Source organism: Brevibacillus gelatini, assembly GCF_003710935.1.
In the GTDB taxonomy this organism is placed as follows: Bacteria; Bacillota; Bacilli; order Brevibacillales; family Brevibacillaceae; genus Brevibacillus; species Brevibacillus gelatini.
In genome coordinates this window covers 1-25,298 of sequence record NZ_RHHS01000049.1, presented here as the reverse complement: position 1 = coordinate 25,298, position 25,298 = coordinate 1, and the positions used below count along the sequence as shown (strand labels likewise).

24 protein-coding genes, 2 tRNA genes and 1 riboswitch are annotated in these 25,298 nt (G+C 53.8%); of the genes, 6 read left to right on the top strand and 20 right to left on the bottom strand.

The window, feature by feature from the left end:
* Positions 1 to 13: 13 nt before the first annotated feature.
* Together EDM57_RS19845 and EDM57_RS19840 are read right to left on the bottom strand one after the other, a co-directional pair.
* Positions 14 to 1,981 carry a dynamin family protein gene (locus EDM57_RS19845; RefSeq protein WP_122906430.1) on the bottom strand — a complete coding sequence of 656 codons (1,968 nt, stop codon included), beginning with the start codon at positions 1,979 to 1,981 and terminating at the stop codon, positions 14 to 16.
* A gap of 5 nt (positions 1,982 to 1,986) precedes the next feature.
* Positions 1,987 to 3,627: a dynamin family protein gene (locus tag EDM57_RS19840; RefSeq protein ID WP_122906429.1), complete on the bottom strand. Its 1,641-nt coding sequence runs from the start codon at positions 3,625 to 3,627 to the stop codon at positions 1,987 to 1,989.
* A 194-nt stretch (positions 3,628 to 3,821) separates the two neighbouring features.
* On the opposite strand from EDM57_RS19840, the gene EDM57_RS19835 reads away from it, so the two are divergent.
* Genes EDM57_RS19835 through EDM57_RS23465 form a run of 4 tightly spaced genes read left to right on the top strand, consistent with a single transcriptional unit; the run spans position 3,822 to position 7,876 of the window.
* The gene (locus EDM57_RS19835) at positions 3,822 to 5,396 is read left to right on the top strand and encodes a spore germination protein (RefSeq protein ID WP_122906428.1); all 1,575 of its coding nucleotides are present in this window, start codon (positions 3,822 to 3,824) and stop codon (positions 5,394 to 5,396) included.
* Positions 5,393 to 6,499, top strand: a complete 1,107-nt coding sequence (locus EDM57_RS19830) for a GerAB/ArcD/ProY family transporter (RefSeq protein ID WP_122906427.1) — start codon at positions 5,393 to 5,395, stop codon at positions 6,497 to 6,499. The genes EDM57_RS19835 and EDM57_RS19830 overlap by 4 nt, the downstream gene beginning before the upstream one ends.
* Complete coding sequence (locus EDM57_RS19825) at positions 6,492 to 7,721, top strand: Ger(x)C family spore germination protein (protein ID WP_122906426.1); 1,230 nt, start codon at positions 6,492 to 6,494, stop codon at positions 7,719 to 7,721. Before EDM57_RS19830 ends, EDM57_RS19825 begins: the two co-directional genes overlap by 8 nt.
* 5 nt (positions 7,722 to 7,726) lie before the next feature.
* Positions 7,727 to 7,876 carry a hypothetical protein gene (locus EDM57_RS23465; RefSeq protein WP_170163482.1) on the top strand — a complete coding sequence of 50 codons (150 nt, stop codon included), beginning with the start codon at positions 7,727 to 7,729 and terminating at the stop codon, positions 7,874 to 7,876.
* Between the two features lie 414 nt (positions 7,877 to 8,290).
* Here the strand turns inward: EDM57_RS23465 and EDM57_RS19820 are convergent.
* The 5 genes from EDM57_RS19820 to EDM57_RS19800 form a co-directional block, all read right to left on the bottom strand.
* Positions 8,291 to 8,373: transfer RNA gene (locus EDM57_RS19820), tRNA-Leu, on the bottom strand.
* Positions 8,374 to 8,388: 15 nt separating this feature from the next.
* Positions 8,389 to 8,465 (bottom strand) — tRNA-Pro (locus tag EDM57_RS19815).
* A gap of 116 nt (positions 8,466 to 8,581) precedes the next feature.
* Positions 8,582 to 9,604, bottom strand: a complete 1,023-nt coding sequence (locus tag EDM57_RS19810) for an anti sigma factor C-terminal domain-containing protein (protein WP_122906425.1) — start codon at positions 9,602 to 9,604, stop codon at positions 8,582 to 8,584.
* Entirely contained in the window at positions 9,594 to 10,118 is a 525-nt protein-coding gene (locus tag EDM57_RS19805; RefSeq protein WP_122906424.1) for an RNA polymerase sigma factor, read from the bottom strand. The genes EDM57_RS19810 and EDM57_RS19805 overlap by 11 nt, the downstream gene beginning before the upstream one ends.
* A gap of 83 nt (positions 10,119 to 10,201) precedes the next feature.
* Positions 10,202 to 10,714 (bottom strand): hypothetical protein, encoded by a 513-nt coding sequence (locus EDM57_RS19800; protein WP_122906423.1) that lies wholly within the window; start codon positions 10,712 to 10,714, stop codon positions 10,202 to 10,204.
* Positions 10,715 to 10,857: 143 nt separating this feature from the next.
* Here EDM57_RS19800 and EDM57_RS19795 point away from each other — a divergent pair, with 143 nt between their 5' ends.
* Positions 10,858 to 11,085 carry a hypothetical protein gene (locus tag EDM57_RS19795; protein ID WP_122906422.1) on the top strand — a complete coding sequence of 76 codons (228 nt, stop codon included), beginning with the start codon at positions 10,858 to 10,860 and terminating at the stop codon, positions 11,083 to 11,085.
* Positions 11,086 to 11,239: 154 nt separating this feature from the next.
* Positions 11,240 to 11,665 carry a metallothiol transferase FosB gene (fosB, locus tag EDM57_RS19790; RefSeq protein WP_122906421.1) on the top strand — a complete coding sequence of 142 codons (426 nt, stop codon included), beginning with the start codon at positions 11,240 to 11,242 and terminating at the stop codon, positions 11,663 to 11,665.
* Positions 11,666 to 11,721: 56 nt separating this feature from the next.
* Here the strand turns inward: fosB and EDM57_RS19785 are convergent, their stop codons facing one another.
* The 13 genes from EDM57_RS19785 to EDM57_RS19725 form a co-directional block, all read right to left on the bottom strand.
* The gene (locus tag EDM57_RS19785) at positions 11,722 to 12,756 is read right to left on the bottom strand and encodes a chymotrypsin family serine protease (RefSeq protein WP_211338279.1); all 1,035 of its coding nucleotides are present in this window, start codon (positions 12,754 to 12,756) and stop codon (positions 11,722 to 11,724) included.
* Positions 12,757 to 12,917: 161 nt separating this feature from the next.
* Positions 12,918 to 14,225 (bottom strand): nucleobase:cation symporter-2 family protein, encoded by a 1,308-nt coding sequence (locus EDM57_RS19780; RefSeq protein ID WP_122906420.1) that lies wholly within the window; start codon positions 14,223 to 14,225, stop codon positions 12,918 to 12,920.
* Positions 14,226 to 14,256: 31 nt separating this feature from the next.
* A complete protein-coding gene (locus tag EDM57_RS19775) occupies positions 14,257 to 14,847 on the bottom strand; it encodes a xanthine phosphoribosyltransferase (protein ID WP_122906419.1) in 591 nt (196 codons plus the stop codon).
* A 331-nt stretch (positions 14,848 to 15,178) separates the two neighbouring features.
* A riboswitch (purine riboswitch) is annotated at positions 15,179 to 15,280 on the bottom strand.
* Between the two features lie 138 nt (positions 15,281 to 15,418).
* Positions 15,419 to 16,504: a ribosome small subunit-dependent GTPase A gene (rsgA, locus tag EDM57_RS19770; protein ID WP_122906418.1), complete on the bottom strand. Its 1,086-nt coding sequence runs from the start codon at positions 16,502 to 16,504 to the stop codon at positions 15,419 to 15,421.
* A 251-nt stretch (positions 16,505 to 16,755) separates the two neighbouring features.
* A complete protein-coding gene (locus EDM57_RS19765) occupies positions 16,756 to 17,013 on the bottom strand; it encodes a hypothetical protein (RefSeq protein ID WP_122906417.1) in 258 nt (85 codons plus the stop codon).
* Positions 17,014 to 17,174: 161 nt separating this feature from the next.
* Positions 17,175 to 17,813, bottom strand: a complete 639-nt coding sequence (locus EDM57_RS19760) for a YcnI family copper-binding membrane protein (RefSeq protein WP_122906416.1) — start codon at positions 17,811 to 17,813, stop codon at positions 17,175 to 17,177.
* Positions 17,814 to 17,825: 12 nt separating this feature from the next.
* Entirely contained in the window at positions 17,826 to 19,109 is a 1,284-nt protein-coding gene (locus EDM57_RS19755; protein ID WP_246005858.1) for a copper resistance protein CopC, read from the bottom strand.
* Between the two features lie 208 nt (positions 19,110 to 19,317).
* Positions 19,318 to 20,145, bottom strand: a complete 828-nt coding sequence (locus EDM57_RS19750) for an alpha/beta fold hydrolase (protein ID WP_122906414.1) — start codon at positions 20,143 to 20,145, stop codon at positions 19,318 to 19,320.
* 138 nt (positions 20,146 to 20,283) lie between these two features.
* On the bottom strand, positions 20,284 to 21,336 hold the full coding sequence (locus EDM57_RS19745) for an ABC transporter substrate-binding protein (protein WP_122906413.1): 1,053 nt from the start codon (positions 21,334 to 21,336) through the stop codon (positions 20,284 to 20,286).
* Positions 21,337 to 21,382: 46 nt separating this feature from the next.
* A complete protein-coding gene (locus tag EDM57_RS19740) occupies positions 21,383 to 22,180 on the bottom strand; it encodes an ABC transporter permease (protein ID WP_122906412.1) in 798 nt (265 codons plus the stop codon).
* Complete coding sequence (locus tag EDM57_RS19735) at positions 22,177 to 23,031, bottom strand: ABC transporter permease (RefSeq protein WP_122906411.1); 855 nt, start codon at positions 23,029 to 23,031, stop codon at positions 22,177 to 22,179. Before EDM57_RS19735 ends, EDM57_RS19740 begins: the two co-directional genes overlap by 4 nt.
* Entirely contained in the window at positions 23,025 to 24,011 is a 987-nt protein-coding gene (locus tag EDM57_RS19730) for an ABC transporter ATP-binding protein (protein WP_122906410.1), read from the bottom strand. Before EDM57_RS19730 ends, EDM57_RS19735 begins: the two co-directional genes overlap by 7 nt.
* A gap of 155 nt (positions 24,012 to 24,166) precedes the next feature.
* Positions 24,167 to 25,111, bottom strand: a complete 945-nt coding sequence (locus EDM57_RS19725; RefSeq protein WP_122906409.1) for a DMT family transporter — start codon at positions 25,109 to 25,111, stop codon at positions 24,167 to 24,169.
* Between the last annotated feature and the right edge of the window lie 187 nt (positions 25,112 to 25,298).

The following is a 25,298-nucleotide window of genomic DNA, read 5'->3' as shown; positions in this document are numbered from 1 at the left end:
GCTTCACCAGCTGTTACTCCAGCTCCGCTGCCACACGGCTTACCTTCGCTCCCAGCTCTTCCAGATCCACCGTCATGTCGAGTGCAGCAAACAGCCCTGTGAAGTATTCGTTAATCTGCTCGACGACCCGGTTCCGCTCTGTCTCTACCAGTTCGTGGAACAGCGTGCTGAACTGCTCGCCAAGCTGCTCGCTTCCGGCCGCAACGTATGCCGCCACCGGCTCCTGCATGCGCTTTTCCAGCTCTTCGCGCAGCTTCGTCTTGCCGTCCTGTTCAAAAAAGTCCTTCGTGTTTTTAAACAGTCCAAGCGCCGGGTAGAATGCCTCAGCAGACACAGGCAGCTCTTCGGCAAAGGCGAGCGTCTCCACCTGACGCTGCTGGAACGGAGCCAGCGTCAAGCCTGCTGCGTAGGCGTGCACATCTTTTTGCCACGCCGAGACGAGCGCCGCTCCCTGCTTGCCCAGGAACTTTTCCAGGCGCAATGTGGTAGCGCGCAGCTCCTGTGCCAGATCGTAGCTGACCGAGCGCAAAAGATCGGTCAGGCAGCCCTGGAGCGCCTGCTTCATGCTGCGTCCGTCTTCCTTGAGAACCGCCGGGTTAAAGGCGAAGTTGAACAACTCGCCAAAGCGGAAAAACAGCCGCTGCTTGACGTAGTAGAGCAGCTCCTCGCGCTCTTTGGCCAGGTCGCGCTCGTATGAAGCGGTAGACAGTGCCGCCACCGCAGCCAACGCGTCCGACTGGGCCTTGCTTGCCGCTTCCTTGCGGGCAAGGCGCTCGTCTTCGCCGGACTGGGCCATACGCATGAATTCGGTCAGCGTGTCGTGCGCACGGCGAATTTCGCTCATCGCTGCGTTCACTGCAATCTGTGTCAGTTCGTCGATGGTGAAGCGGAGAAACGCTGTTTCAAAAGCGGCCATACCCGACAGCTTGAACGCTTCCTCTGCCGGCATGAGCGGAGCGCCCTCTGCCGTTTGGGTGCGTTGGCGGTATACTTTTTCTGCGGAAGCAGCCAGCTTGCCTTTTTCGTGCATGCGTGCCAAAAGCGCTGTCTGGCTCGATACCGGATAAATGCGCGGCAGGCGAATGCCGCAGGAGAGCAGGTTTTTCTCCACATGCGCGATGACGCCCTGCAGTTCCTCCTCCGAAGCAGCGAGGTCAGCCGCATTGACGATGAAAAACATCTTGTCCATCTCGAACGTGTCCTTGACCCGGCCCATCTGCAGCAAAAACTCGCGGTCAGCCTGGGAAAACGCGTGATTGTAGTACGTGACGAACAGGACAGCGTCCGCATTTTTCATGTATTCAAATGCCACACCCGTATGGCGGGCATTGATGGAATCCGCTCCTGGCGTGTCGACCAGCACGATGCCCTGATCGGTGAGCGGGCACGAGTAGAACAGCTCGATGTATTCCGCAAAGCACGCCTTTTCTTCCTTGGCGACGAAGCTTTTGAACGCTTGCATGTCCACGATCAGTTCTCCGCCCAGGTGAGTGTCCATCTCGGGAAGACCTTTTGTGACGGCTTTCAAAAATGTGTAGTGCGGCTTGGCAGTCGGCGGAATTTGCGCCACGTCAATTTTGTTCAGTTCGGACAGCCCGCCTTCCAGACTGGAGGCATGCAGTCCAAATACAGCCAGCGAGCGCAGCACATCCTGCTCGACTGCGTCTCTTTCCTTCAGCACCACGCGCACCGTACCGTGCGGGTGTTCTGCGCTTGGCGGCATGATTTTGTTGATCGCCGCTGTCGTCGGGTTAGGCGACACAGGCAGGACGAGATCGCCCATCAACGCATTGGCAAAAGATGATTTCCCCGCACTGAATGCGCCGAACAAAGCGACTGTGAAGCGATTGGCGGTCAGGCGATCTGCCCGCTCCAGCATCGCCTGCGCCTGTGCTTGCATCCCTGGTACGGTAACGATTTCGTGGCTTGTGCGGCGCAGACGCTCTGCCGCCGCGACAAGTTTGTCTCGAAGCTGATTCATGATCCCTATTCTCCTTCACGCATAATTGCCTGCAGTCGTTCTCTCGTGTTTTCTTCGCTGGCAGTGAGGCTTGCGAGCTGTTCATGCAGCGAGGCCATCTCGCGCAGGATGCCGATGCGTTCAAGCTGCGCTGCGCTCTCCTGTTCCATCCGGCTCGCCAGGCGTCCGACGACCTCCTCGATGAACGCGAGGCCCGCGCGTCTGTACTCCAGCTTGATCGCGTTTGCGACGTCTGTACAGTAGTTCATCACATACTCGCGGGAAGCCGCCCCGTCCTTGATGTGCTTCGCCAGAAACTCGCCCGTAATCTCGATCTGCGTCGCATGCACGCGCGCGTGGTACTCCTCGTCACGGATGTCATGCGCTTGCAATTGCTTGCTCATCAGTTCCTTGAAATGAAAGTCGAGATTGCCCGCCACTTTTTCGCGGAACTCGGCCAGCAGTGCTTCCTCGCGGCGCTTGCGCTCTTCCTCTGTCTTTTTCCCCGCGAACAAAAAGCCCATCTTGAAGCCGGGCTTGCGGCTCTCCAGATAGCTCGCTGCTGCTTCGTTCGTGCTGTAGTAGGTCAACCGGGCATTGTCGAGCAAAGAGCCCAAATCTTTTTCCATCTGGGCGCGCGCTTGTGCTGTGCTGCTTTTCAGCGCTTCCATCTGCGCCTCTGCCTGTGCAAGCGCTGCGGATACCGCTTGGGCATCGCGGCTGTCCAGTTCTGCCAGCTCCAGGCTGTCCAGCTTGCTCTCCAGCTCTTGACGCTTGCCTGCGTGGCTTCGCTTGAGCGACTGGACGTGCTCCTCGATCAAATGCTCCGCTGCGCTGCGCACGCTTTTGCCTACCAGCTGTTCGCGTCCGGCGATCAGTTCAAGCAGCTTTTGCCGAAACTCCGCGTACTGGTTTTCCGGATGGTCCGGCTCCGCGAGCGAGGTGTAAAAAATGCCGTCCGGATGAATGTTCCAGTTCGCAAATGCTTCTTCGACACTTTCCTTGTAGCTCTCAAAATCAAGCTCAAAGTCAATGTGCTTGTCAATCATGTTCACAACCAGATAGACCGGCTTGCCGCGATCCTTCAGCGTTTTCGTAAAGTTGAAGTTCTCTTCTGCCTGGACGTGGTTGTAATCCATCATGTAAATGACGACATCAGCCAGGTGCAGCGCCGATTCCGTCGCAATTTTGTGCGCGGCGTCCGTCGAGTCGATCCCCGGCGTGTCGAGCAGGCTGGAATGCTCATCAAGAAGCGTCCCCGGATACGTCACCTCAACCGACTCCACGGTATCTCCGTCAACGGCAAACTGCTTGAGCTTCTCCATCTCTGTATCCGGATCAAACGTCACGACGTCGCCATTCATTGTATAGACGCGAGCGGCTTTTTCGCCCCCGCGAATCTTCACGACGTTGGCACTGGTCGGAATCGGATTGGAGGGTAGCAGGCTGACCCCCAAAAGCGTATTTATCATCGTGGATTTCCCTGCGGAAAAGTGTCCGCAGAAAGCGATGTTCAGCTCTGCTCTCCGCGTTTTTTCAGCCAGTTGCTTCAGTTTGGCTGGCGTTGTTGTATCTCCCTGCTCTGCCATTGCTTGCGCCAGCTCTTCCCATGTATGCGCGAGTTTCGAAAAGTCTGTTTCCCGAACCAAAACTTGACTGTCAAGCACTACGATTCCACCCTTCTCCGTCTTTCCTACTCTCTCAACTCTCTATTCTACCATGCCGAATGTATCATACCTCATAGGGTTGTTCAATTCTTTGTGTGAAAGTTTGTCGTGGAACTTTCATCCGCATAAATTCCCTTTGTTCTGGAAAAAATCGCACTAACATGCTTTTTGCCATTGGAATGGGAGGGAATGCCATGATGCGAAAATTTTTCGCCCACCGAAACAAAAAGAAAACCTCTCCCCTCATGCAACGCATGCAACAGTCACAAATACCTGACCAGGAACTGTCAAGCAGTGTTAAGGAAAACCTGGAGCTGTTTCGCACCTTGCTTGGCAATCCGAACGATTTGTTGATTCGCAGCTTTCTCATCGGCAACAGCAACCATCTGTGCGCCGTCATCGCCATTGATGGTCTGGTCGATTCGGCTATGCTCCATACACAAGTGCTGGGCCGTATCCAGCTTATGCTCTCCATAGCAGAAAAGACAGTTCCTGTTGAACCGGATGAGATCCTCAGCCTGCTTTTTGACGAGGTCTTGTCCGTTGTCGAAATAAAAAAAGAGACGTCGCTTGCAGCTGCCGTCGACTGTATTTTGTCCGGCGATACCGCCCTGATTGTCGACGGCACAAGCCAGATCATTCTCATTGACAGCAAAGGCTGGAAGTCCCGGGCCATCGAGGAACCTGTCTCCGAAGGGCTGGTGCGCGGTCCCCGCGACGGCTTTACCGAGAACCTTCGGGACAACACTGTGCTCATTCGCAGAAGGGTCAAAGACCCGAACCTGCGCTTTGAGAGCATGGTGGTAGGAAAGCGCAGCAAAACCGAGCTGCTCGTCGCCTATATCGAGAATATCGCAGATCCCGATCTGGTCAAGGAAGTCCAGCGCAGAATCGCCACCATCGACGTTGACGAGGTCGAAGAGTCAGGGTTTATCGAGCAGTGGATCGAGGACGATTTTCTCTCGCCTTTTCCCCAGTCGAACAATACCGAGCGTCCGGACAAGGTCAGTGCCGCCCTCTTTCAGGGACGTGTCGCGATCTTGCTGGACGGTACCCCGATGGTGTTGATCCTCCCCGTCACGCTCGGTCTGCTCATGCATTCTCCCGAGGACTACTACGAGCGTTGGATCGTCGGCACCCTGACACGTCTTTTGCGCTATTTGGCCGCTTTTTTCGCTGTCTTTTCACCTTCGCTCTACATCGCCCTGGTTACGTTTCACCCTGGCCTGATTCCGTCCGATCTCGCTTTCTCCATCGCTGCCACACGGGACGGCGTTCCTTTTCCGGCTTTCGTGGAATCGATCATGATGATTACGACGATGGAGCTGCTGCAGGAAGCGGGACTGCGGCTCCCCAAACCGATCGGCCAGACAGTCGGCATCGTCGGCGGTCTTGTGATCGGCGACGCCGCTGTATCAGCCGGACTCGTCAGCCCGGTCATGGTTATTGTGGTAGCGTTGACAGCCATTTCGTCGTTTGCCATTCCAGCGTACCACCTGGCGATCGCCTTTCGCATGATCCGGTTTTTCGCCATGTTTGCCGCCGCGATCTTCGGGGTGTACGGCGTCGTGTTAAGCCTGATCGCGATCCTGATACACCTGTCCAATCTGACCAGCATCGGTCATCCGTATCTGGCTCCGTTTGCCCCGCACATGTCCAAAGACTGGAAGGATCTGATTTTGCGCGCGCCTGTCACTTTTCTGAAAGACCGCCCCGAAATGTTACATGCGGAAGATGAAATTCGAATGAGAACAGGGGACTCCAAATGAGTGCACGAACCTTGTCGGATAAAATGCTCAGCACAAACCATATGGGCATCAACATCACCTCTGTCATGATCGGTGTAGGTATCCTGACCTTCCCGCGCGCACTCGCCAAAGAGACCGGCGGAATCGACGGCTGGATTTCCATCGTCCTCAGCGGCCTGGTCGCCTTTCTGATCGGCTGGCTGCTCGCCAAGCTCGCCGCCCGCTTCCCCCGGCAAACTTTTTTTGAGTACACCTCGCAGATCGCCAGCAAGCCGGTCGGTTACGTCCTTACCTTTCTTGTCTGTGTGTACTCGATGCTGTTCGTCTCTTTTGAGATTCGCGCGATCGGCAACATTGCCAAGCAGTATTTGTTTTACAATACCCCGGTCGAAATGATTACCCTGAGCTTTCTCTTTGTTGTCCAATACGCCATGGCAGGATCGCGCATCTCCATGCTGCGGCTTAATTTGCTGTTTTCGCCAGTCGTCCTTGTCGTGCTGTTTCTCGTCTTGCTGTTCACCTCGCAATTGATCGAATTCGAAAACGTCCGCCCCTTTTTCTCGTCCGACTGGCAATCCTTGCTGAACGGCTCGCAAGCGGTGGGGCTTTCTTACTCCGGGTTCGAAATCATCCTTTTCTATACCATGCTGATGAAAAGGCCGAAAGAGGGAACAAAGGCGATGGCACTCGGGCTGTTCATCCCGGTGGTCCTCTACCTGACCATCTACATTTTCGTCATCGGCGTATTTTCTGCGGAGGTTGTGAAAAACTTGACGTACCCGACAATTGATCTCGCGAAGGAAGTGGAAATTCCCGGCGGATTTTTTGAACGAGTCGAATCCATCTTTTTTGCCATCTGGATCATGACGATTTTCGATACGTGCATGGTGTGGTTCGATATTGCGATCATCAATTTGACGTCGATGTTCCGCAACGTAAAAAAAATGGTCTGGATCCTGCTTCTGTCGCCGATTATTTACTTCATCGCCATGCTCCCGCAAAATCTGGTTGACTTCTTTACTTTTGCCGACTATGTGACGTACTACGGGATGATTATCGTTTACCTGTGTCCCATCCTGTTGTTGGTGATCGCTGTAATCCGCGGGGTGAAAGGCCATGAATAGACGATTTGTTCTGCCCTGCCTGATCGCTCTCCTGTCTGCGCTGGTCACAGGCTGCTGGGATCAGGTACAGATTGAAGAACGCGGCTTTGTCCTTGGTGTCGCCATCGATGTCCCCCGCACCAACGAGGCGGAAAAGCGGGCAACAAAGGAGTCGCCGGGAAAACCGAAGGTCAAGGAACGCTTTCTCGTCACCCACCAACTTGTCATCCCCGGCGGACTGATCGCAGGCAGCCAGGCAGGCGATGGACAAAACACGGCAAACGAGGCGTTTCTCAACCTCACTTCGGAGGGCGATTCGCTTTTTGAAGTTTCCCGCGAGTTGGCTACGCGAACCAGTCGCGCTCCGTTTTACCAGCATCTCAAGATTATCGTCATCTCGGAAGATGTCGCCCGTTCCGAGAACGGCTTTGCCAACGCCATGGATTTTCTGTTGCGCGATCCCGATTCCAGACGCGGCAGCAAAGTCTTGATCTCCAAAGGCCCCGCCAAAAGCATTATCGAGGTCACGCCGAAAACGGAAAAGCTGCCTGCGCTCTACATCAATCAGATTGGCGAACACATTGATCGAAACGCGCGCATGCTTCACCAGGTCAGGGTGGGTGACGTTCACGAGGAGCTGCTCAGCCCCTTCGGCTTCGTCATTCCAAGGGTGCGCGCCGAAAAAAACGAAATCAAAATGGCGGGCAGCGCCGTTTTTTCCAATAACAACCAATTAGTTGGCTTTCTCGGCGAAGAAGAAACCGAGGGCTTGAATTTTTTGACGGGGAATATTAGCGGGGGACTGCTAAAAGCCAAGGTCAAAAACGATTTGGTCGTCATGAACATCCAGGGAACGAAACATACCATCAAACAAGATTTGCGCGACAAGCAGCGCTTTGTTTTCACGATCCATATCGAGTGCGAGGGCATTTTGGCAGAAGCCTACTCGCTTATGGATTTTCTCAGCAAGGAAGAAACGAAAAAACTGGAGCGAGCGTTCGCGAAAGAAATCGAGCGAATGTGCCAGGATACGCTCCAGAAAGTACACAAGGAAATGAAAGTCGATGTCATCAAATTGGGCAGCAATATCCGCCAGAAAAATTACCCGCTCTGGAAGAAGATCCAGCACGACTGGGAAGACGGACAACGCCTGTACGAAAAGAGCGAGATCCGGGTAAAAGCCAAAGTGTACTTGCGAAATATCGGTTCCATCAACCGCTCGGAATTGGATGAAGGAAGGTGAGCACCATGATGAGATATTTCGGTACGTTGCCGCCGTTTCTCACTTTTATCGGGGCGCTGCTTGCTTTTTTGATCCCGCTTTTGTTTTACAAGGTCAGCAACAAAATCCACGAGTGGGGCGACCCGCCCTGGAAAAACAAAAAGCCAAGTTCATAAAACAAGGAAGGCACGCCTGGCCGTTTTTTGCCGTGAGCGTGCCGTTTTTGTTTGCGCGTCGACGCTTTTCTGAAGAAGGTATGGAAGAAAATTCCGGTAAATTTAGTCCGAAAGCTTTGCTATTGCTATAATCAAAAAGGGAGGGATGATCTTGCTCGATTTAATAAGGCTGCAAACACCTCAATCGTGTTTGGAGTTTTGTTTGTCCTCTTTCTGCTGATTACAATCGCTTTGATCGTTATGACGCTTCAATAGAAGATAGTTGGTTCCTAAAGTCAACTCTCATGGTTGACTTTTCCTTTTTCCACTTTCAGTAAATTGCATCTCCAAGACGCACCCGAAAATGAAAAAAGTGAGAAACAGGATTTACTCGCTGTTTCCCACCTTGAAACAAAAACCATATGTATGGATTGCTGGTGCCGGTAGAGGGACTTGAACCCCCACGGTTTCCCTCACGATTTTGAGTCGCGCGCGTCTGCCAATTCCGCCATACCGGCCCGTTTGTGTGCAAATGGTCGGGAAGACAGGATTCGAACCTGCGACCCCTTGGTCCCAAGCCAAGTACTCTACCAAGCTGAGCTACTTCCCGATTTGCTCACACACTGTTGCTTCACTTTGTTCGACAAAATCTGCAAGGTGCCGCAATACTTAAATATTATACAGACAAGTCGCTTCAAAATCAAGACCGGATTAGCAAAAAATCAGCTACCAGTTCCACACTGCGATTCTGCCCAGTTGAAACTCGTGAAGCCCAGTCTCGGCACGCAATTTCTCCAGCTCGCGAACCGGGCCTGTGACTACGGCGCCATAGACGACGATTCCTTTTTCGCGCAAATAGGTGAGCCGTTTTTCATCATAGGCGTCAAAAACATCAGGCGCGTAAGACTGCATCCACTCCAAATCAGGGATGAGCTGGTTTTTGGCATCCTCTACCGATTCGGGCAAACTCATCGCCTTTTCCAAGCTCATGCTTCCGCCTTCGCTATAGTGAACTGCCGGCCTCAGCACCAGGTTCGGGACGTAAACCGTGCTTTCACTGCGCGTCAGCGTCGGCTTGAACGTTTTCAGCTCGCCTCCGTACACCGCCATCTGCAGCAGGTACAGATCGTATTTTTCCAACAGTTTGTAGAGTTGCATCGGCTCATACGGCTGAAGCGTAGAAAAAGCCATCTCCGCTACGTAGCCGTCCTCCATATGGGCAAGCTGCTCCCACAGCTCGTCCTGCTCCCTGCGCTCGTCAAGCGGCTTTTGGCCGAGCAGCGACAAAGGCAAGGCAAAGCGAAAAGTCCCGTTCCGCTCATCGAGCTGCTTTTGCTGGTAGTGAATTTCGTACTCCAGCTTGCCCCAAAGCGGTTTTTTGACCGTTACCGTGCCGACAATTTCCTCCCACTTGCCAAGCTGCTTGTACAGCGTCAGTGTCGTCTCTTGGGTCAGCCAGGGAGACAGCGACACCGGAGTATGCCCTAACTTGTCCACCTTCAAGCCCGCGTAATGCGTTTCGATCAAGGTCGAAGCGTAGCGAACCAGGTCGTCCTCTTTGTTCAGCTTCGCATAGCCGATTTGAATAGCGATCATGTAGAGCGTGTAAAAAAACCAGATCGCAAGCAAAGTTTGTGCGATATTTCTCCACAGAGCAAACCGCGACCGCCAGATCAGGCGCCGTGCCTTTTTTTCGTCCAAGACACTCTCGGACACGTCAAGCCTGTCCAGCAACTTGTCATCTTCCATCGTCCATTCCTCCTTCCGTTCGCTTCTCCCACTCGCGAAACTTTTTCCGTGCCCGGTGCAATGTGACTTTTACCTGTTCGATGCTCAAGGACAGCGTCTCCGCCAGCTCCAGATAGGAAAATTCCTCGACCTCGCGCAAGTAGAGGATCGTTCGCATCCGCTCCGGCAGTTGCTGCAAAATCCACTCCGCCCGCTCCTTGTCCTCTTTTTGGCGATAAATCGTTTCCGGTTCATACCTGCGCGAGGACGGGCTGAACAGACGGCGGATGTTTTCCAGCATACTTTTTTCCGACGTTTTTTTGCGCAGCCAGTCGATGTACAAATGCCGCGCCACTTTGTAAAGCCACGCCCGCGCCTGCCGGGCATCACGAATCGAGAGGGAGAGCATGGCACGGTAAAACGTCTCCTGCAACAGCTCCTCGGCCACTTCGCGCGAACCGCACATCCGGTACAAATAGCGGTACAACGGCTGCTGATATTCGGCGAACCATTCGCTCCATACTTGTGCCTTCATCCCCCACCTCCCTTTCATTCAAACGAAGTCAGGCGCAAAATGTTACCAGTTCTCTCCCAAAATTTCTTTTCCTGCTCCCACGTTCACCTGCGCCGGACTCTCCTGCTCACCCGCTTGCAGCCCCGCACACAGGGCGAGCAACAGCCGGGCACGGTCCGAAAGAGGTGTCCAGGCCGACTGAACGGATAGTCCAACGGATGCCGTCCCGCCACGATCCAGCGTCCATCCGGCAGCTTTTTTAACTGGTAGACGTTAAAAAAGCGATCGCTCCGGTCAAATTGAAACCAGACAGCGAGCGTCACGCATTTCCCGCTTTTTTTCAGGATTTGCGCCTTGACGATTGGCGGCGCACCGATTCCGTCTCCTACCGGAACAGCCAGCCTCCCGTTGACCCGTCTCAGATCGAGGTTGCCGATGACACGACTCGCGAGGCAGGGCGTCATGAACCTGGTCAAAAAGCGGCGAATTTTCGCTTTTGAATTGAACCGCCTGGGTAAAATTTTTCCCCGTTCCCCCACACGCCGCCGCGCCGAAAAAACAATGGTCCAGAACGCCTGCTCTACCTGCCTGACGACCCCTACCCACTTTTTCTTCATCACGCATTCCTCCCCTCTACAAAAGTATGCAGCCCTCGCCACAAACGGTTGGGCCGATGACATTGCATGCATAATCGCGGTCAAACGGGAGAAATTATGACGGTGTGTGTCAAACCAATTTTTTTCGCAAGGAGGAAAACGATATGCCAACTCAGATCAACACCGATACGCTGAAAAAAGCCGAAGTGGCAACCACACTCGCGAAAAATATGATTACGCAAGCCATCGAGCAGTCGGCTGCCAACCCGCAGCTCGCCGAAGAAGCGCTGAAGCAGGCTTCGCAGGAAATTGCCCAAGCGCAAACGATGGTGTCGCAGGTTCAGTCCACACTGCAAACACAGGCGCAATCGCAGCAGCAAGGCCAGTCGTAACGATACGAAACGGATCGGCGAACATAAAAAAACAGGCAAACCGTTTCCTGCGGGATGCCTGTTTTTTTTGCGTCTGTTTTGCCATGGCAACCGGTCGCATCGATGACGTACAATAATCTCGTCACGCCAGAAAAAAGCGAAAGGGGCAATGGCCATGCAGCCGCTGAAAGGGCTGAATCACATGCTGTTTTCTGTTTCCGATCTGGAGCGTTCTTTTTGTTTTTACCGGGATGTACTCGGCGCAAAGCCGCTGGTTCGCGGCAGAAAGCTGGCCTACTTCGACTGGAACGGCTATTGGCTGGCCTTGAACGAAGAGCGCGACATCCCCCGCAACGAAATCGCCTTGTCCTACACGCACCTCGCCTTCTCCGTTGCCGAAGAGGACTTTGACGACTGGAAGCGCCATCTGGAGCAGCACGGCGTTCACATCCTCCCCGGCCGCGAGCGCGACGAGCGGGACAAACGCTCAATCTATTTTACAGACCCTGACGGGCACAAGTTCGAGCTGCACACGGGAACACTGGAGGATCGCCTGGCTTACTACCGGGAAGAGAAAACACATATGACGTTTTTCGATTGAGAACGCAGCGGAGGTAGTGCTCGCCTGTCTGGACGCCCTCGCTTCCGAGCTGCCGATCACTTCCTGGCGTTTCGCCGTCTACGGCGCTTGCCCCGTTTTTTGGACAGGGACGCGGTCGGCTGTGCTACACGCACCCCAAAGGCGCGCATCGCCCGGTGGATCGGAAACGCAATCGACAGCTTGCCGTCGGCGGAGCCTGCAAAATTGACGGCGGCAGCGTAATTGTTTGCAGTCAGCCAGACAGAGCCGGAGTCGCCCGGCAACGAAATCGGGGTGTCGCTGCGGATGACCGTCTGGTTGCGGAAGCGGATCGTTCCCAGACCGCCGTAGTCGCCGTAATCTACCTTGATGTCCGTGTGTGTCGATTCCACGACCCCCGTGACAAAGCCTGTCGTGCGACCGACCTTCTTCATCCTGCTCCCGATCGCGTAGGAACGGACGTAACCCGGAATGGTACCGATTTTCGCATAGCGCGGAGCGAGCAAATCATTCGAAGTAGGAATGCTGAGCGCGGCATCCATCTCATTCAGTGCATTTTTTCGCAGCCGGACGAATCGGTATAGTTGTCCAATCCGATCGCGCCCGGAACGCCCGCCGTCCGCCCCTCCCGGCTGGATCGTTTCGGAGTAGCCAGCAGAGTTGTTCCGGTTCAGGACGTGGTTGTTGCTCAACAAAAAGCGCTGGGCGCGGCGGATCGCTCCTGTAACGATCAGGCCCGCCGTCCCCGAAGCCCCGGGGTATCCGACACTTACGCCCGCTACGACCGGACGGATTCTCCGGCGATAGTTGGCAGCTGACTGCAGCTTTTGATGGCTGCTGCATCTGCCGGAGGTGATCGTCCTCACGGGAACGGCGACGCGCGAGGTGATTTTGGGATTTTTCCCGCCTTTTTTGCGTTTTAACGCAACGCAGCTCGGACAGCCTTTTTTCGCGGCCGCACTGGCATCCAGCGTGTACAATACGACACAGGCCCCTTTTTTGTTGTTCTTGCCGTTTACATATCCAACCCCGATTCCCATGACGCCGGGCATGCGCTTCCAGCGCTTCACCAGGTGATTCTTGGCTCGCAACGCTTCTTGAAAGGTAGCCATACACTCATCTGTCCTCCCCAAGTGATTTCGTACATAGCATCCTATGTCCGACTTGGCCAAGACCACTGGACGCTTGCCAACCTTGGGCGAGCCTTTTTTATCAGCAAGGAAAAAACCGCCACCCTCTGCATTTCGCGAGAGAATGGCGGTTTTCAGGTCAATCAGGATGCTTCCGAAATCGGGCTTGGAACGGCAGCCTGGTTAACTTTTTTATTCGTATGCACCAGCAAAATGTTCAGAACGACCGCTGTCAGCGAGCCTGTCACGATGCCGTTTTGCAGCAGCATTTTCACCATGGTCGGCAACTGGTCAAACATGCTGGGCACAGCCGCAGAGCCAAGGCCAACGGCGATACTGCAAGCGGCGATCAACAGATTTTCATTTTGGCGAAGGTCGACCTGCGACAAAATGTTGATCCCGGATGCGACAACCATCCCGAACATGGCGATCATCGCGCCACCCAATACGGCGTTGGGAATCACTGTCGTCAGCGCCGCCAGCTTGGGCAAAAGGCCAAGGACAACCAGCAGACCGCCAGCGCCGATCATGACGTCGCGGGTTTTGATGCCTGTCAGGGAAACCAGCCCTACGTTTTGCGAAAAGGCCGTATACGGGAACGCATTGAAAATGCCTCCCAGGACAATCGCAACGCCTTCGCCGCGCAAGCCTTTGACCACATCTTTGTCCGTTACTTTTGTCTCGGTTACTTTGCCGAGGGCAAAATAAACGCCAGTCGACTCCGCCATACTAATGATGTTGACCAAAATCATGGTCACGATGGCCACGATGGAAAATTGCGGCGTGCCGAAGTAAAACGGCTCGACTACGCTGAACCAGGAAGCTTCCGCCACGTTGGCGAAGCTGACCATCCCCATCATGTAGGCGATCACTGTTCCCGCGACAAGGCCGAGCAAGACGGAGATCGCGCGAATAAATCCGCTAAAGAAGCGATTGATAAACAAAATGATCGCCAATGTTCCGAGAGCGAGCAGCAGGTTGCGCGGCGAACCGAAGTCCGGCATTCCCTGGCCGCCAGCGGCATTGTTCATCGCCACCGGAATGAGTGACAGACCGATGATGGTCACGACAGAGCCTTGCACCACGGTCGGGAAAAAGCGCAGCAGCTTGCCAAACAACGGCGCTGCCAATACGACAAACACACCGGAGACGATAATCGCACCGTAGGCCGTCGCCAGATTGCTGGTAGAAGCAATCGCGATAATCGGACCTACAGCCGTAAACGTACAGCCCAGCACCACCGGGAGCCGAATCCCTGTGTAGCGCGTCCCGATGACTTGCAGCAAGGTAGCGATCCCGCACGTAAACAAATCGGCCGCGATCAGGTAGGCAATCTGCGCCGGAGTCAGGTTCAGGGCCCCGCCAATGATAAGCGGCACGACGACAGCACCCGCATACATCGCAAGAACGTGCTGCAAACCTAACGTAACGATTTTCTGTTTGGATAGCATGAAGTATTCTACTCTCCTCTAGTCATAGTATTTAGACACGGACCGATTCCGCTTGAATAAACTGAATGCCTTCCGGAGACATGGACGCGATGCGGGCCAGCGACTCAATGCGGACTCCCGCCTGTTCCAGCAGTCCACGGCCTTCCTGGAAGCTTTTCTCAATAACGGCTCCAATGCCGACCAGGTGCGCATTCGCGTCTTTGATAATCTGGGTCAATCCGATCAGCGCCGCTCCGGTCGCGAGAAAATCGTCCACGATCAGCACGCGGTCATCCGGCGACAAATACTGCTTGGACACGCTGATCTGATACGTTTCCTGACGGGTAAAAGAGTGGACAGGAGCCGAGTACACCTCTTCCGACAGCGTCACTGCCTTTTTCTTTTTCGCGTAGACAAAAGGCACTCCCAATGCAACCGCTGTCGCCAGTGCAAAATGAATGCCGCTCGCCTCGATCGTCAAGACTTTCGTAATTTTCTCGTCGGCAAAAAGCTGGGCAAAACGCTCGCCGATCTTCATCGTCAATTGCGGGTCTACCTGATGGTTCAAAAACGCATCCACCTTCAACACGGATTCCGACAGCACCTTCCCGTCCTGTACGATGCGCTCCTGCAATTCTTTCATCGTTTCTTCCTCCTCCATCAACTCTAGCGCTGCCAAAAGACGACGCTAGTCCAACCGTATGAGAACACTTCGCATCGTCTATTTGCTTGGCGAGCCTGCGTTGTTCTTTTTGTCGACAGCCATGGGGATGAATGGCATCGACGAAAAAAAATAAAGCCCCGAACGGACAGATCACAGGCAGGCTCATGTCATAAAACCAACGCCAAGTGAAACTGTCCCTTGGGGCTTTTCTCCCTTGGGAATCACACGCCAAAAAAGCGTGTCAGTGTTCTTGTGAGCAGACCATCCGCTTCCTGCCACGAAAAACAGGGAACAGCGGACAGCGCAGTCAATCGAACGCAATTTCACTCGTAGTCAGGTGATTTACGGTCACCTGGTAGAAACTGTTGGGCCTTATTCCCAAAATTATACGAGCACTCCGTATGCACTTTATCCGGCACGATTGCCGGGTCTTGACCCAATCTATCACAACTGGCTTGCTGGAATCAAGCGTAATTTTATGAAAGTCGCGGTGCACGCTTGCCTGCCTCCAAATGAAAAGAGCCCTTGGTTGTCCAAGGGCTCTTGCGTTTTATCGCTTCGGTTTTTTGCTTCGCATTTGCATGTTGATTTTTTTCCACTTGTCCTTCTCTGCTGCTGCCAGCCGCGCATTTTCCTTGCGGGCCAGGTGAGCCAGTTCGCGCTGAAGCTTCAAATAGCTGTCGAAGCGAGCCTTTTCCAGCGAACCGTCTTCAATCGCCGCCAAAACGGCGCACCCTGGCTCCCGTCCATGCTGGCAATCGTTGAAACGGCATGCTGCTGCCAGCTGCTCGATGTCGTCAAAAGCTCCGCGGAATCCCTCATCCGCTTCCCACAGCTGCAGTTCGCGCATGCCCGGCGTGTCAATCATGAGAGCGCCGTCCGGAAGCTGAAACAGCTCGCGGTGGGTAGTCGTATGGCGGCCGCGATCGTCTCCCTCGCGCACTCCGCTTACACGCTGCCGCTCTTCTTTGCTCAGCTTGTTGATTAAGGTAGACTTGCCGACACCAGAGGAGCCCATGAGCGCCACTGTCTGGCCGCGCCCCAGGTACGGAGCAAGCTGCTCCAGCCCTTCTCCCCGCTCAGCGCTGACTACGTGCACAGGCACGCCAATCGCGACGCTTTCCACCTCCGCGATGCGCTGCTCCAGATTGTCGCACAAGTCCGCTTTGGAGAGCACGATCACCGGATTGGCTCCGCTTTCCCAGGCGAGGATGAGGTAGCGCTCCATCCTGCGTATATTAAAATCGTTGTTTAAAGCATTCACCAAAAATACGGTATCGACGTTGGCAGCCACAATCTGCTCTTCGATGCTGTCTCCCGCAACCTTGCGGGAAAACTTGCTTTTGCGCGGCAACACCGCATGGATCGAAGCTTTCCTTTCTTCGGGACGCGCCGTGATGACGACCCAGTCTCCTACCGCCGGATAATCCTCGCGGCCTGTCGCCTCATAGCGCAGCTTGCCCGTGACTTCGCCCAGAAGCTCGCCGTGCTCGCTCAACAGACGATAGATGCGTTTATGTTCCAGCGTGATTCTGCCCACGCTGTAGCCTTGCTCGGCATAAGGAACAAAAAGATTGGCAAAATGCTCATTCCAGCCCAATGATTGCAAAACTGCTTGATTGGTTGTGTGATTCAAAACGGATTCCTCCTGCAAATGGTTGTTTGATTGGCCCTACGCCAAAACCAGTCGCAGTCGAATCCTCATTTTTTTGAACGGTGCTACTGTTCGCTTGAAAGGAGGATTCCTGCGACGGACGTTCCTACAATCTCTGCAAATTTGATGTTTGCCATAATACATCTCTCCTTTTTCAAGCCCGCACCATTCCTGGTTGGGAATCAACTTTTTACCCCATCATTGTAACATATCAGGGGGCGTGGAAAAAAGCTTCAGTCATCACCTCCGCAATCTCCGCTGTCACTGTCGTGGCTGCAATCATGTCCATCCGAGTCGTGGTGGTGATGATGGTCGTCGTGATAATCGCTGCTGTCCATGTAAAACCAGTTGCTATTCGAGGAAGCGGCATAGCGAGAACGAGAACGTCTGTCTTTTCTTACTTTTCTGTATTTTCTGCCTTTTGCGACCTTGCTCGAAAAGAAAAATACGGCAATCACGAGTAAAATGATGAAGATAAAAGCAAAATCCATGAGCGTCCACGTCCTCTCTGTCCGTATGAGACCATACAGTGTTCACTCACATTATACCATGATCCGGCTCCCCTTTTGGGACAGGCTGAATAAAGAGACTGCGACGAAAAAATAAAGAACCGTGCAGCTTGCTGATTCGCTGCACGGTTTTTCTGCTGTGCTTACGCTTTTTTTCTGAACAGGCTTACAATCGAGAGCAGAAGCGCCAGTCCGGAGAGCACCAGTGGCAACGTGTTGCTGCCACCTGCACTTGCCGCCGCCTGCTCCTGGGCTTGAGCTTGTGCTGCCGCTGGCGCAGCAGCATCGTGGCCGTGATCGTGACCTGCTTCACCAGCACCTGCTTTCACCGTGGTGACAGACGCCGGCGTCTTGGAATCCTTGTCTCCTGTCCACTCCACTACTTCGCCGTCCGCGTATGTCTGGTACGCTTTCCACGCCAGTGTGCCTTCCTCTTTCGGGTTCGCGCCCACGAAAGCGAACTCCATGAACTCATGCGCCTTGATGCCGCCGTCTGTCGCGGTCCAGACGAGTGCTGTGTTTACACCGTCCTTGTCTTTTTCAAACTCGTAGCTCCAGCCTGGAACTGGCTGCACGGTGTTCACTTTCACGCCCGCCGGAAATTCCAGCTTCACTTTTACCGTATTGACGTCCTTTTCTACAGGGACGCGAACGGTATATTTTTCATAAGAGCCGGTAGTGGTTTCTTTCGGATAGACATTGACGTGCGCTTGCGCTGCTGTTGCGAGCGTCAAGACTGCTCCTGCCACCAGTACACTGCTCAGCCATTTTTTCATCTTCATGCAAAAAACCTCCTAGTCAGCCGCCGTTTGGGTTGCGGCTTGCGTGTTTGTCGTGTCATTCATCTCAGTCGGATAGTTGGTCTGGCTCATCCATAGCCCTGCCAGCACAGCGACGATCCCGAACATGATTTCCCAGCGCAACAGGTTCATGCGCAGGCTGTTGTTCGCCCGCCAGCGCTTCGTTTGCCGATAGGCGAGCGCGAGCATGATGCAGACGCTGACGATTTTGACGTAGAGCAGATAACTCCAGGCAAAGGAGCTTTGCCAGATAAGCGTCAGATCGGTCTGCACGATCAGCATAAGCGCTCCCGTCACGACGGCAAGCGCGGCCGCCGCAGCAACCAGACGCAAAAAGAACGCTTTGAACGACTCATTGCCCCGCTCTGTTTCTTTTGCCACCAAAAGCAGGTAGACGAGCGCACCGAGCCATAACGCCACGGTCAGAACGTGCAGCAGCCGCAGCACGATCGACAGCCAGACAGGTGCAATCCCCCAGGCATGCCCGCCAAAAGCTTGCGCACCAATCAGCAGCACCCAAACTCCCGCGTACCAGCCCGATACCATGTTCGGAATCGCCAATAACAGCAGGAGCAAAAAGGAGACGATCAGCATGACCGCAAATGGAGACTGCAAGAGCAAGTCGCTGTCAAACTGCCACAGAGCTTGCGTCAAGGATACAGCCGGCAACGATTCGTCGTACAAAAACCAGAGAAAAACAAGTCCCACGAGCGCGAGCGCCCAGCCGATCTGCCTGCCGATCCCGATCAGCGACTCCAGCGTCGGCAAGCCGTAGCGCTGTCCCCGAGCGGCAATCAGATACAGCCCGCCGCCGAGAAGAATAATCCCTTGCGCAAGATAACGATAGACGATCATATACTTCGTATCCGTCTGCTGTTCACCGGGCGGCACCACGAACGCACTTTTTTGCCCGATGGAAAAAGTCAGGCGCTCCTCCACCGGATGGCCGTCCTCCGATACGACCGATACGATCACGGAATACGTCCCCTCCGCCAAATCTGGCGGCAACTGCGCATTCACCTGCGAAGCATCTCCCGGCTGCAAGGTCGGACGCTGCAGCGGTATTTCCTTGCCGTTCCAGTCAAACAGGCGAACCATGACGAGATCCGGCTCCAACGTCTCGGTAAAGCGCACAGAAATTTGTCCCGGATTCGCCTGCAGCACCTCGCCGTCTTTCGGAGTGCTGCCCATCATGCCTGCATGGGCATAGGCCGAATGATTTCCAATCGCAAGCACGAGAAAAAAGGCCAGCGAAAGCACGGTCCATAGTCGCTTCATGCTGTGCATCAGCCAATCACCTACTTCCTTCGCCTTTTCGCTACTAATCCTATCAAATGCGTCTGTCAATCTGTATGGCTACATCGGGCTATCTGCTGTGACGAATTTTTGAAGCAGCCGAAAATCCGAACAAAAAAGACACCGACGGGTCGTTTTTCCCGCGCGGTGTCTTGGATACGCTTCTTTTGCGGCACAGATATTCATTACGTTACTCGCCGCTATGCTGCTTGAGGAAACGCAGAATGAGCTCGTTTACCGCCTCTGGCTCGTCCATCGGCGGGATATGGGCGGAATCTGGCAAAATGACCTTCTCCGCACGCTCGATCCGCTCGGCCAGCTCGTCAGCGATTTGCAAAAAGTCGACGTAATCTCGCGCTCCTGCAATGACTAAGGCAGGAGCCTTGATTTCCTCCAGACGCTCTTGTGGTGAGGGGGTAAGGACAACGAGTCCTTCTCCGTATTCAGGCAAGGAAAAGGCATTGCGACTCATGGTCTTATACAGCTCACGCGCTTTTGCCCGCTTGCGATCCGCCGCACAGCCAGGTCCGTCAAACCACATCCGCGTATATTGCTCCACTGCTTCCTCTATCTTTTTCGCTTCCAGTAGTTGAGAAAACTGTTCTACATCCCGCACCCTCTGCTCACTCTTTGGATGTCCCACCAAACCCGACGAGATCAAAACCAGACTCTTCACCATTTTCGGGTAAACTAGGACAAACTCCTGGGCTGCCATTCCCCCAAAGGAAAGACCTGCCACATGTGCTTTTTCGATGCCCAATCCATCCAATACGGCACGGACATCATCGTATAGCGTAAAAGGCACTGTTGTTGCCGGGGTTTTGCCAAAGCCGCGAAGGTCAAAACGAATCACCTTGTACGATTCCGCGAGAGCCGCTGCTTGCTCGTCCCACATCCTGCAGTCCAGATTGAACCCGTGAATCAGCAGAAGCGGCTCACCTTCGCCTGCCATTTCATAGTAAAACCGTGTTCCATTCGCTTCGATAAAGCCTGAGTCGACCGCTTGTCCAATTCCCATTTTTTACTCCCCCTTTCCTTCATTATCTTATTCCATATTTTGCTAGTAAAGCTAATGTTTACACAGGCACAACATTCGCTAGCCATACGCTCGTAACAAAAAACCGAGACGGGATTCTCCCAGCCTCGGTCTTCTTTGTTACCTGCCGCTCTTCATCTCTGTCCAGTAGCGGTCGTATTCTTGCAGCGTATCGCCGACATCGACGAGCCACTCGGCGCGATCAATGTCTGCTTTGTCCAGGAAGATCATCTTGTTGGAGCGGTATTCTTCGCTGTGCAGGGAGTATGCCTGCTCGTTCGGGTTGCTGTAGCCGATCGATTCGTAGTTTTTCACGCTGACCTCGGGATCCATGAGGTAGTTGATGAACTTCTCAGCCAAATCTTTGTGCTTGGCTCCTTTTGGAATCGCCAGTGTGTCTGCCCAGATCGTCGCGCCCTCTTTTGGAATGACGTACTCCACATCCGGGTTTTGACCGTTGATGATCGCCGCGTCACCGGACCAGACCGTACCGATCCACGCTTCCTCCGCGATCATTTTTTGCTTGATGTTGTCCGTATCAAAAGCCATGACGCCCGGCAGCATTTTTTTCAGGTCCGCAAACGATTTTTCCAGCTCTTCCTTGTTGGTTGTGCTGTTGGAATAGCCGTTTTTAATCAGGGCCATCCCCATGACTTCACGCGGGTCGTTCAGCAGGATGACGCGGCCTTTGTACTCTTCGTTCCACAGATCGCTCCAGCTTGTCGGGGCTTCCTTGACATATTTCTTGTTGTAGGCAATCCCGGTAATGCCCCACGTGTAGACGAGCGAGTATTTGTTTTCCTTGTCAAAAGGCGGCGTCTTGAACGTGGACACGATGTTTTTCATGTTCGGGATGTTCTCTTTGTTCAGCTCTTCCAACAGGCCGAGCTGAATCATCGTAGCGACCATGTAATCGGACGGCTGGATCAGGTCGTAGCCCGATGCGCCCGCCTGGATTTTCGCCAGCATTTCCTCGTTGCTGCCGTAGATGTCGTAGTTGACCTTGACGTTGTACTTCTGCTCAAAATCTTTAATGACCTCGGGGTCGAAGTTGTCGGCCCAGGAGTAGATGTTCAATACTTGCTGTTCTTGCTCGGACGATGAACAGCCGACTGCTGTCAATGCGAGAACGGCGGTCAGGGCGCCGATCATCATGGACTTGAAACGTTTCATTTTTTCTTCTCAACCTCCAAATCAGTAATTGATGTTTTTTGGTCGATTAAAAGTGAATCTGACCGTTTTTGGAATCCTTGCGGCGGAACAGTTCGGCGATGATGACCAAAAGCACTGTGCTTACGATCAACAGCGTCGAAAGCGCATTGACTTCCGGCGACACGCCTCGCTTCACCAAACCGTAAATGTACAGCGGCAAAGTGGTCGAATTGGGACCCGCCACGAAGAACGAAATAATGAAATCATCCAGCGATAGCGTAAACGACATCAAAAATCCGGCGATGATTCCCGGCATAATCAAGGGCAGCGTCACATGGCGCAGCGTCCCCCACGGGGTCGCGCCCAAATCCTGTGCGGCCTCCTCCAGTTCCTTGCCCATATCGGCGAGGCGGCCGGAGATAATGACCATCACGTACGGCATGGAAAATGTGACGTGTGCCATAATCAGGGTCCATTTCCCAAGCTCGATGTGCGCCTGGCTGAACAAGACCAACAGGGCCAGTCCCATCATGATCTCGGGAATGACGATCGGCAAGTAGATCAGCCCGTTGACAATCGTGCGCCAGCGCAAGGAATAATGCTTGATGGCAAGCGATGCAGCCGTGCCGAGAACGGTCGCCAGCACGCTGCTGATAACGCCGATCGACAGGCTGTTCATCAAGGCCTGCATCACCTGTCGGTTGTCAAACAGCGACACGTACCACTTCCAGGTGAAGCCGCTCCACGTCGCATTGATCCGCGAATCATTGAACGAGTAGAGCATGAGAATCGAGATCGGCAAGTACAAAAAGACGAGCATCAGCCAGGAGTAGCCGGTCAGCGTATGTCTGCGCCATGTTTTCATGCTGCTCCCTCCTTCGCTTCGCCCGCTTTGACCGCGCGGAAGTAGAGAAGGATAAGAAGCATCGACAGAAGCATCAGCACAATGGACAGCGCCGAACCAAACGGCCAGTCACGCGCCGAAAGGAACTGGTTCTGGATGACGTTTCCGATCAGGGCGGACTTTGCCCCGCCCATCACATCCGGGACGACGAACATCCCGATGGAGGAAACAAACACGAGAATCGATCCGGTGACGACACCTGTTTTGGTCATCGGCAAGGTCACGTGCCAGAACGCTTTCCACGGAGTCGCCCCAAGGTCGTACGCAGCCTCCAGCTTGCGGCGGTCCATCTGCTCCAGCGACACGTAAATCGGCAGCACCATGAACGGCAACAGCGTGTACACCATGCCGAGCAGCACCGAGCCGGAATTGTAAAGCAGCGGCAACGGCTCTGTAATCAGCCCGAGCGACTGCAAGATCGTATTGACGACCCCTTGCGAGCGCAGGATGATAACCCAGGCGTAGGACCGAACGAGGAAGTTGATCCAGAACGGAATCATCACCAGAAGCAGCCAGATTTGCTGCGAAGACTTTTCCAGGCGGGAGATGTAGTACGCGAGCGGATAGCCGCAGACGATGGACAAAAGCGTCGTCAGGATGGCCACCACCAGCGTGTCTCCGAAAATTTGCCCGTACAGCGGGTCCCAGATGCGAATGTAGTTGTTCAGCGTAAACTCGTAGACAACTTGCCCGTATGTGCCTCTTTTAAAAAAGGACAAGAGCGCAATCAGCAACATCGGCAGGACGAAAAGCAAGCCCAACCACAGAAGGGCGGGGACGGCGAGCAGTTTTACCGGCTTTTTGTTCAACAAGTCAGGATCACCTCGTCCGTCTGCGCCCAACCAAGAGCGACCCGATCTCCCACCTTCCAGTCCAGACCGTCGCCCGCATACTGATGCGCCATCACTGTCATGTCCTGGCCATCCAGGCGAATATACACTTTGCGCAGGTTGCCAAGGAATACCGCATCGGTAATCGTTCCCTGCTTCCTGTGCTTCTCAGGCTCCGTCTGCGGCTGATACAGCTTGATCTTTTCCGGACGGACCGCCGTATTCGTGCCGTTTTCGCGGAAAATGTTGTTTTCTCCGATAAACGTTGCGACAAACAGCGTTTGCGGGTGGTTGTAAATCTCTGCCGGGGAAGCAATCTGCTCGATCAGTCCCTTGTTCATGACCGCGATCCGGTCGGACATCGCCATCGCTTCTTCCTGGTCATGGGTGACGTAGATGAACGTAATCCCGAGATTTTTTTGCAGGTTTTTCAGTTCAAGCTGCAAGCTTTTGCGCAGCTGGTAGTCCAAGGCGCCAAGCGGCTCGTCCAACAACAGGACGCGCGGATTGTTGATAATTGCCCGGGCAATCGCTACCCGCTGCTGCTGTCCGCCAGAAAGCTGCTTTGGCGTCCGCTTCCGCAGCTCGGTCAACTGCACGTACTGCAGCACTTCCTCCAGCCGCTTCTTCTGCTCGGCTGCACTGACCTTTTTCATTTTCAATCCAAATAAAATGTTTTGCTCGACCGTCATGTGCGGAAACAAGGCGTACTGCTGGAACACCATGTTCATGTCCCGTTGGTAAGGCGGCACATGGGTGAGTGGCTTTCCGTCGAGAAAAATCTCCCCGGAGGTCGGCTCCTCAAATCCGGCAATCATTCGCAAAAGCGTCGTCTTGCCACAGCCGCTCGGGCCGAGCAACGTCAAAAACTCCCCTTCTTCAATGGAGAGAGAAAAGGAGGGGACAACAATGGAACCGTGAAAGCTTTTTTCAATTGAGTCCAGATGAATAATCGTTTTCATTCCGTCATCTCACCATATGTCATTAAACTCATAGCAATCTAGGTAACTATATCGTGTTAGCTGGTTTTTGTAAACAGTTTCAACAGAAAAAACCGGACAATAACAAAACGGAGCAGAACCACTCTTCTCTGCTCCGTTATCTGTCAGGCAGCCTACTACCGCGAAAGCGATTTTGGCGGTTGCCCAACCTGTGCTGCACGCTGTTTTTTCCCTAAAAAGTTGGTCCCGATGACTCCCAGAATAATCATGAGGGCACCGAGCAAATGGTAGTAGGCGATCTGTTCCTGCAGGAAAAACGCGCCAGCCGCAATCGTCACGATTGTAGACAGGTTGCTGAATACACTTAATTTTGACGCTTCCATTTTCGAGAGGGCAAAATTGGTCATGAATGACGTCACCAGCGAGGACAGGATTCCCAGGTACAAAATGGCGATGACGAACGTTGGCTGGGTGAATGGCTCGAAAAAGGCGGACAGCGTCCCCTCCGAGCCGTGCTGGATCAAAGCCAGCACATTAAATGATACAAAACCGATAACCGAAACCATATATGTTACGTCTATATAATGGAAGGCTTTTGTCATCTTCTTGGCGAGCACGCCGTATCCGGCCATCGAAAGCGCCGACAGCAGGATCAAAACCGACCCGACGCTGTCGCCCGTCCAGGCCCCCGCTCCTTTCATCGCGAAAATGAACACGACACCCGCGACAGACAGGAGTGTGGACAGCTTTTGCAGCCAGGTCGACGTCTCTTTCAGGAAGAAAGCGGCCATTATCATGGTAAAGATCGGCACTGTTGCCGTAATAATGCCCGCCTCCGACGATGTCGTGTAGACCAGCCCGAACGTTTGCAGTCCGAAAAAGAGCACCGGGTAGAGCAAGGCAAGCGGCAGAATGGCCAACATTTCCCGCGGCTTGATCGACAAGCGAATCCAGCCGAACACAAGCGGAATCGAAGCTGTGACAAACGCCACGGTAAAACGATGCGCCACCGTATCAAACGGACTTGCTGCCGTGAGCGCCATTTTGACAAAAAGAAAAGACAGGCCGATAATGAGGGCATTCAGCAGAGCTGCCAGTATCGCTTTTGGTTGATCTTTCAAACAAATCTCTCCCACTATAAAGTAATGTTTTCTCCTGTTTTCTCGCTCATTCTCTGTTTTTTAACTTTGACATCTTAAAGCTCTTGTCGGAAGATTGAAGGAGATACAAATATTTCTGTAAGGGCTGTGGCGGGAATAGAGCCTGCAATCACCAGTTTCCAGACTGTGGATAAAAAGGTATGATCGC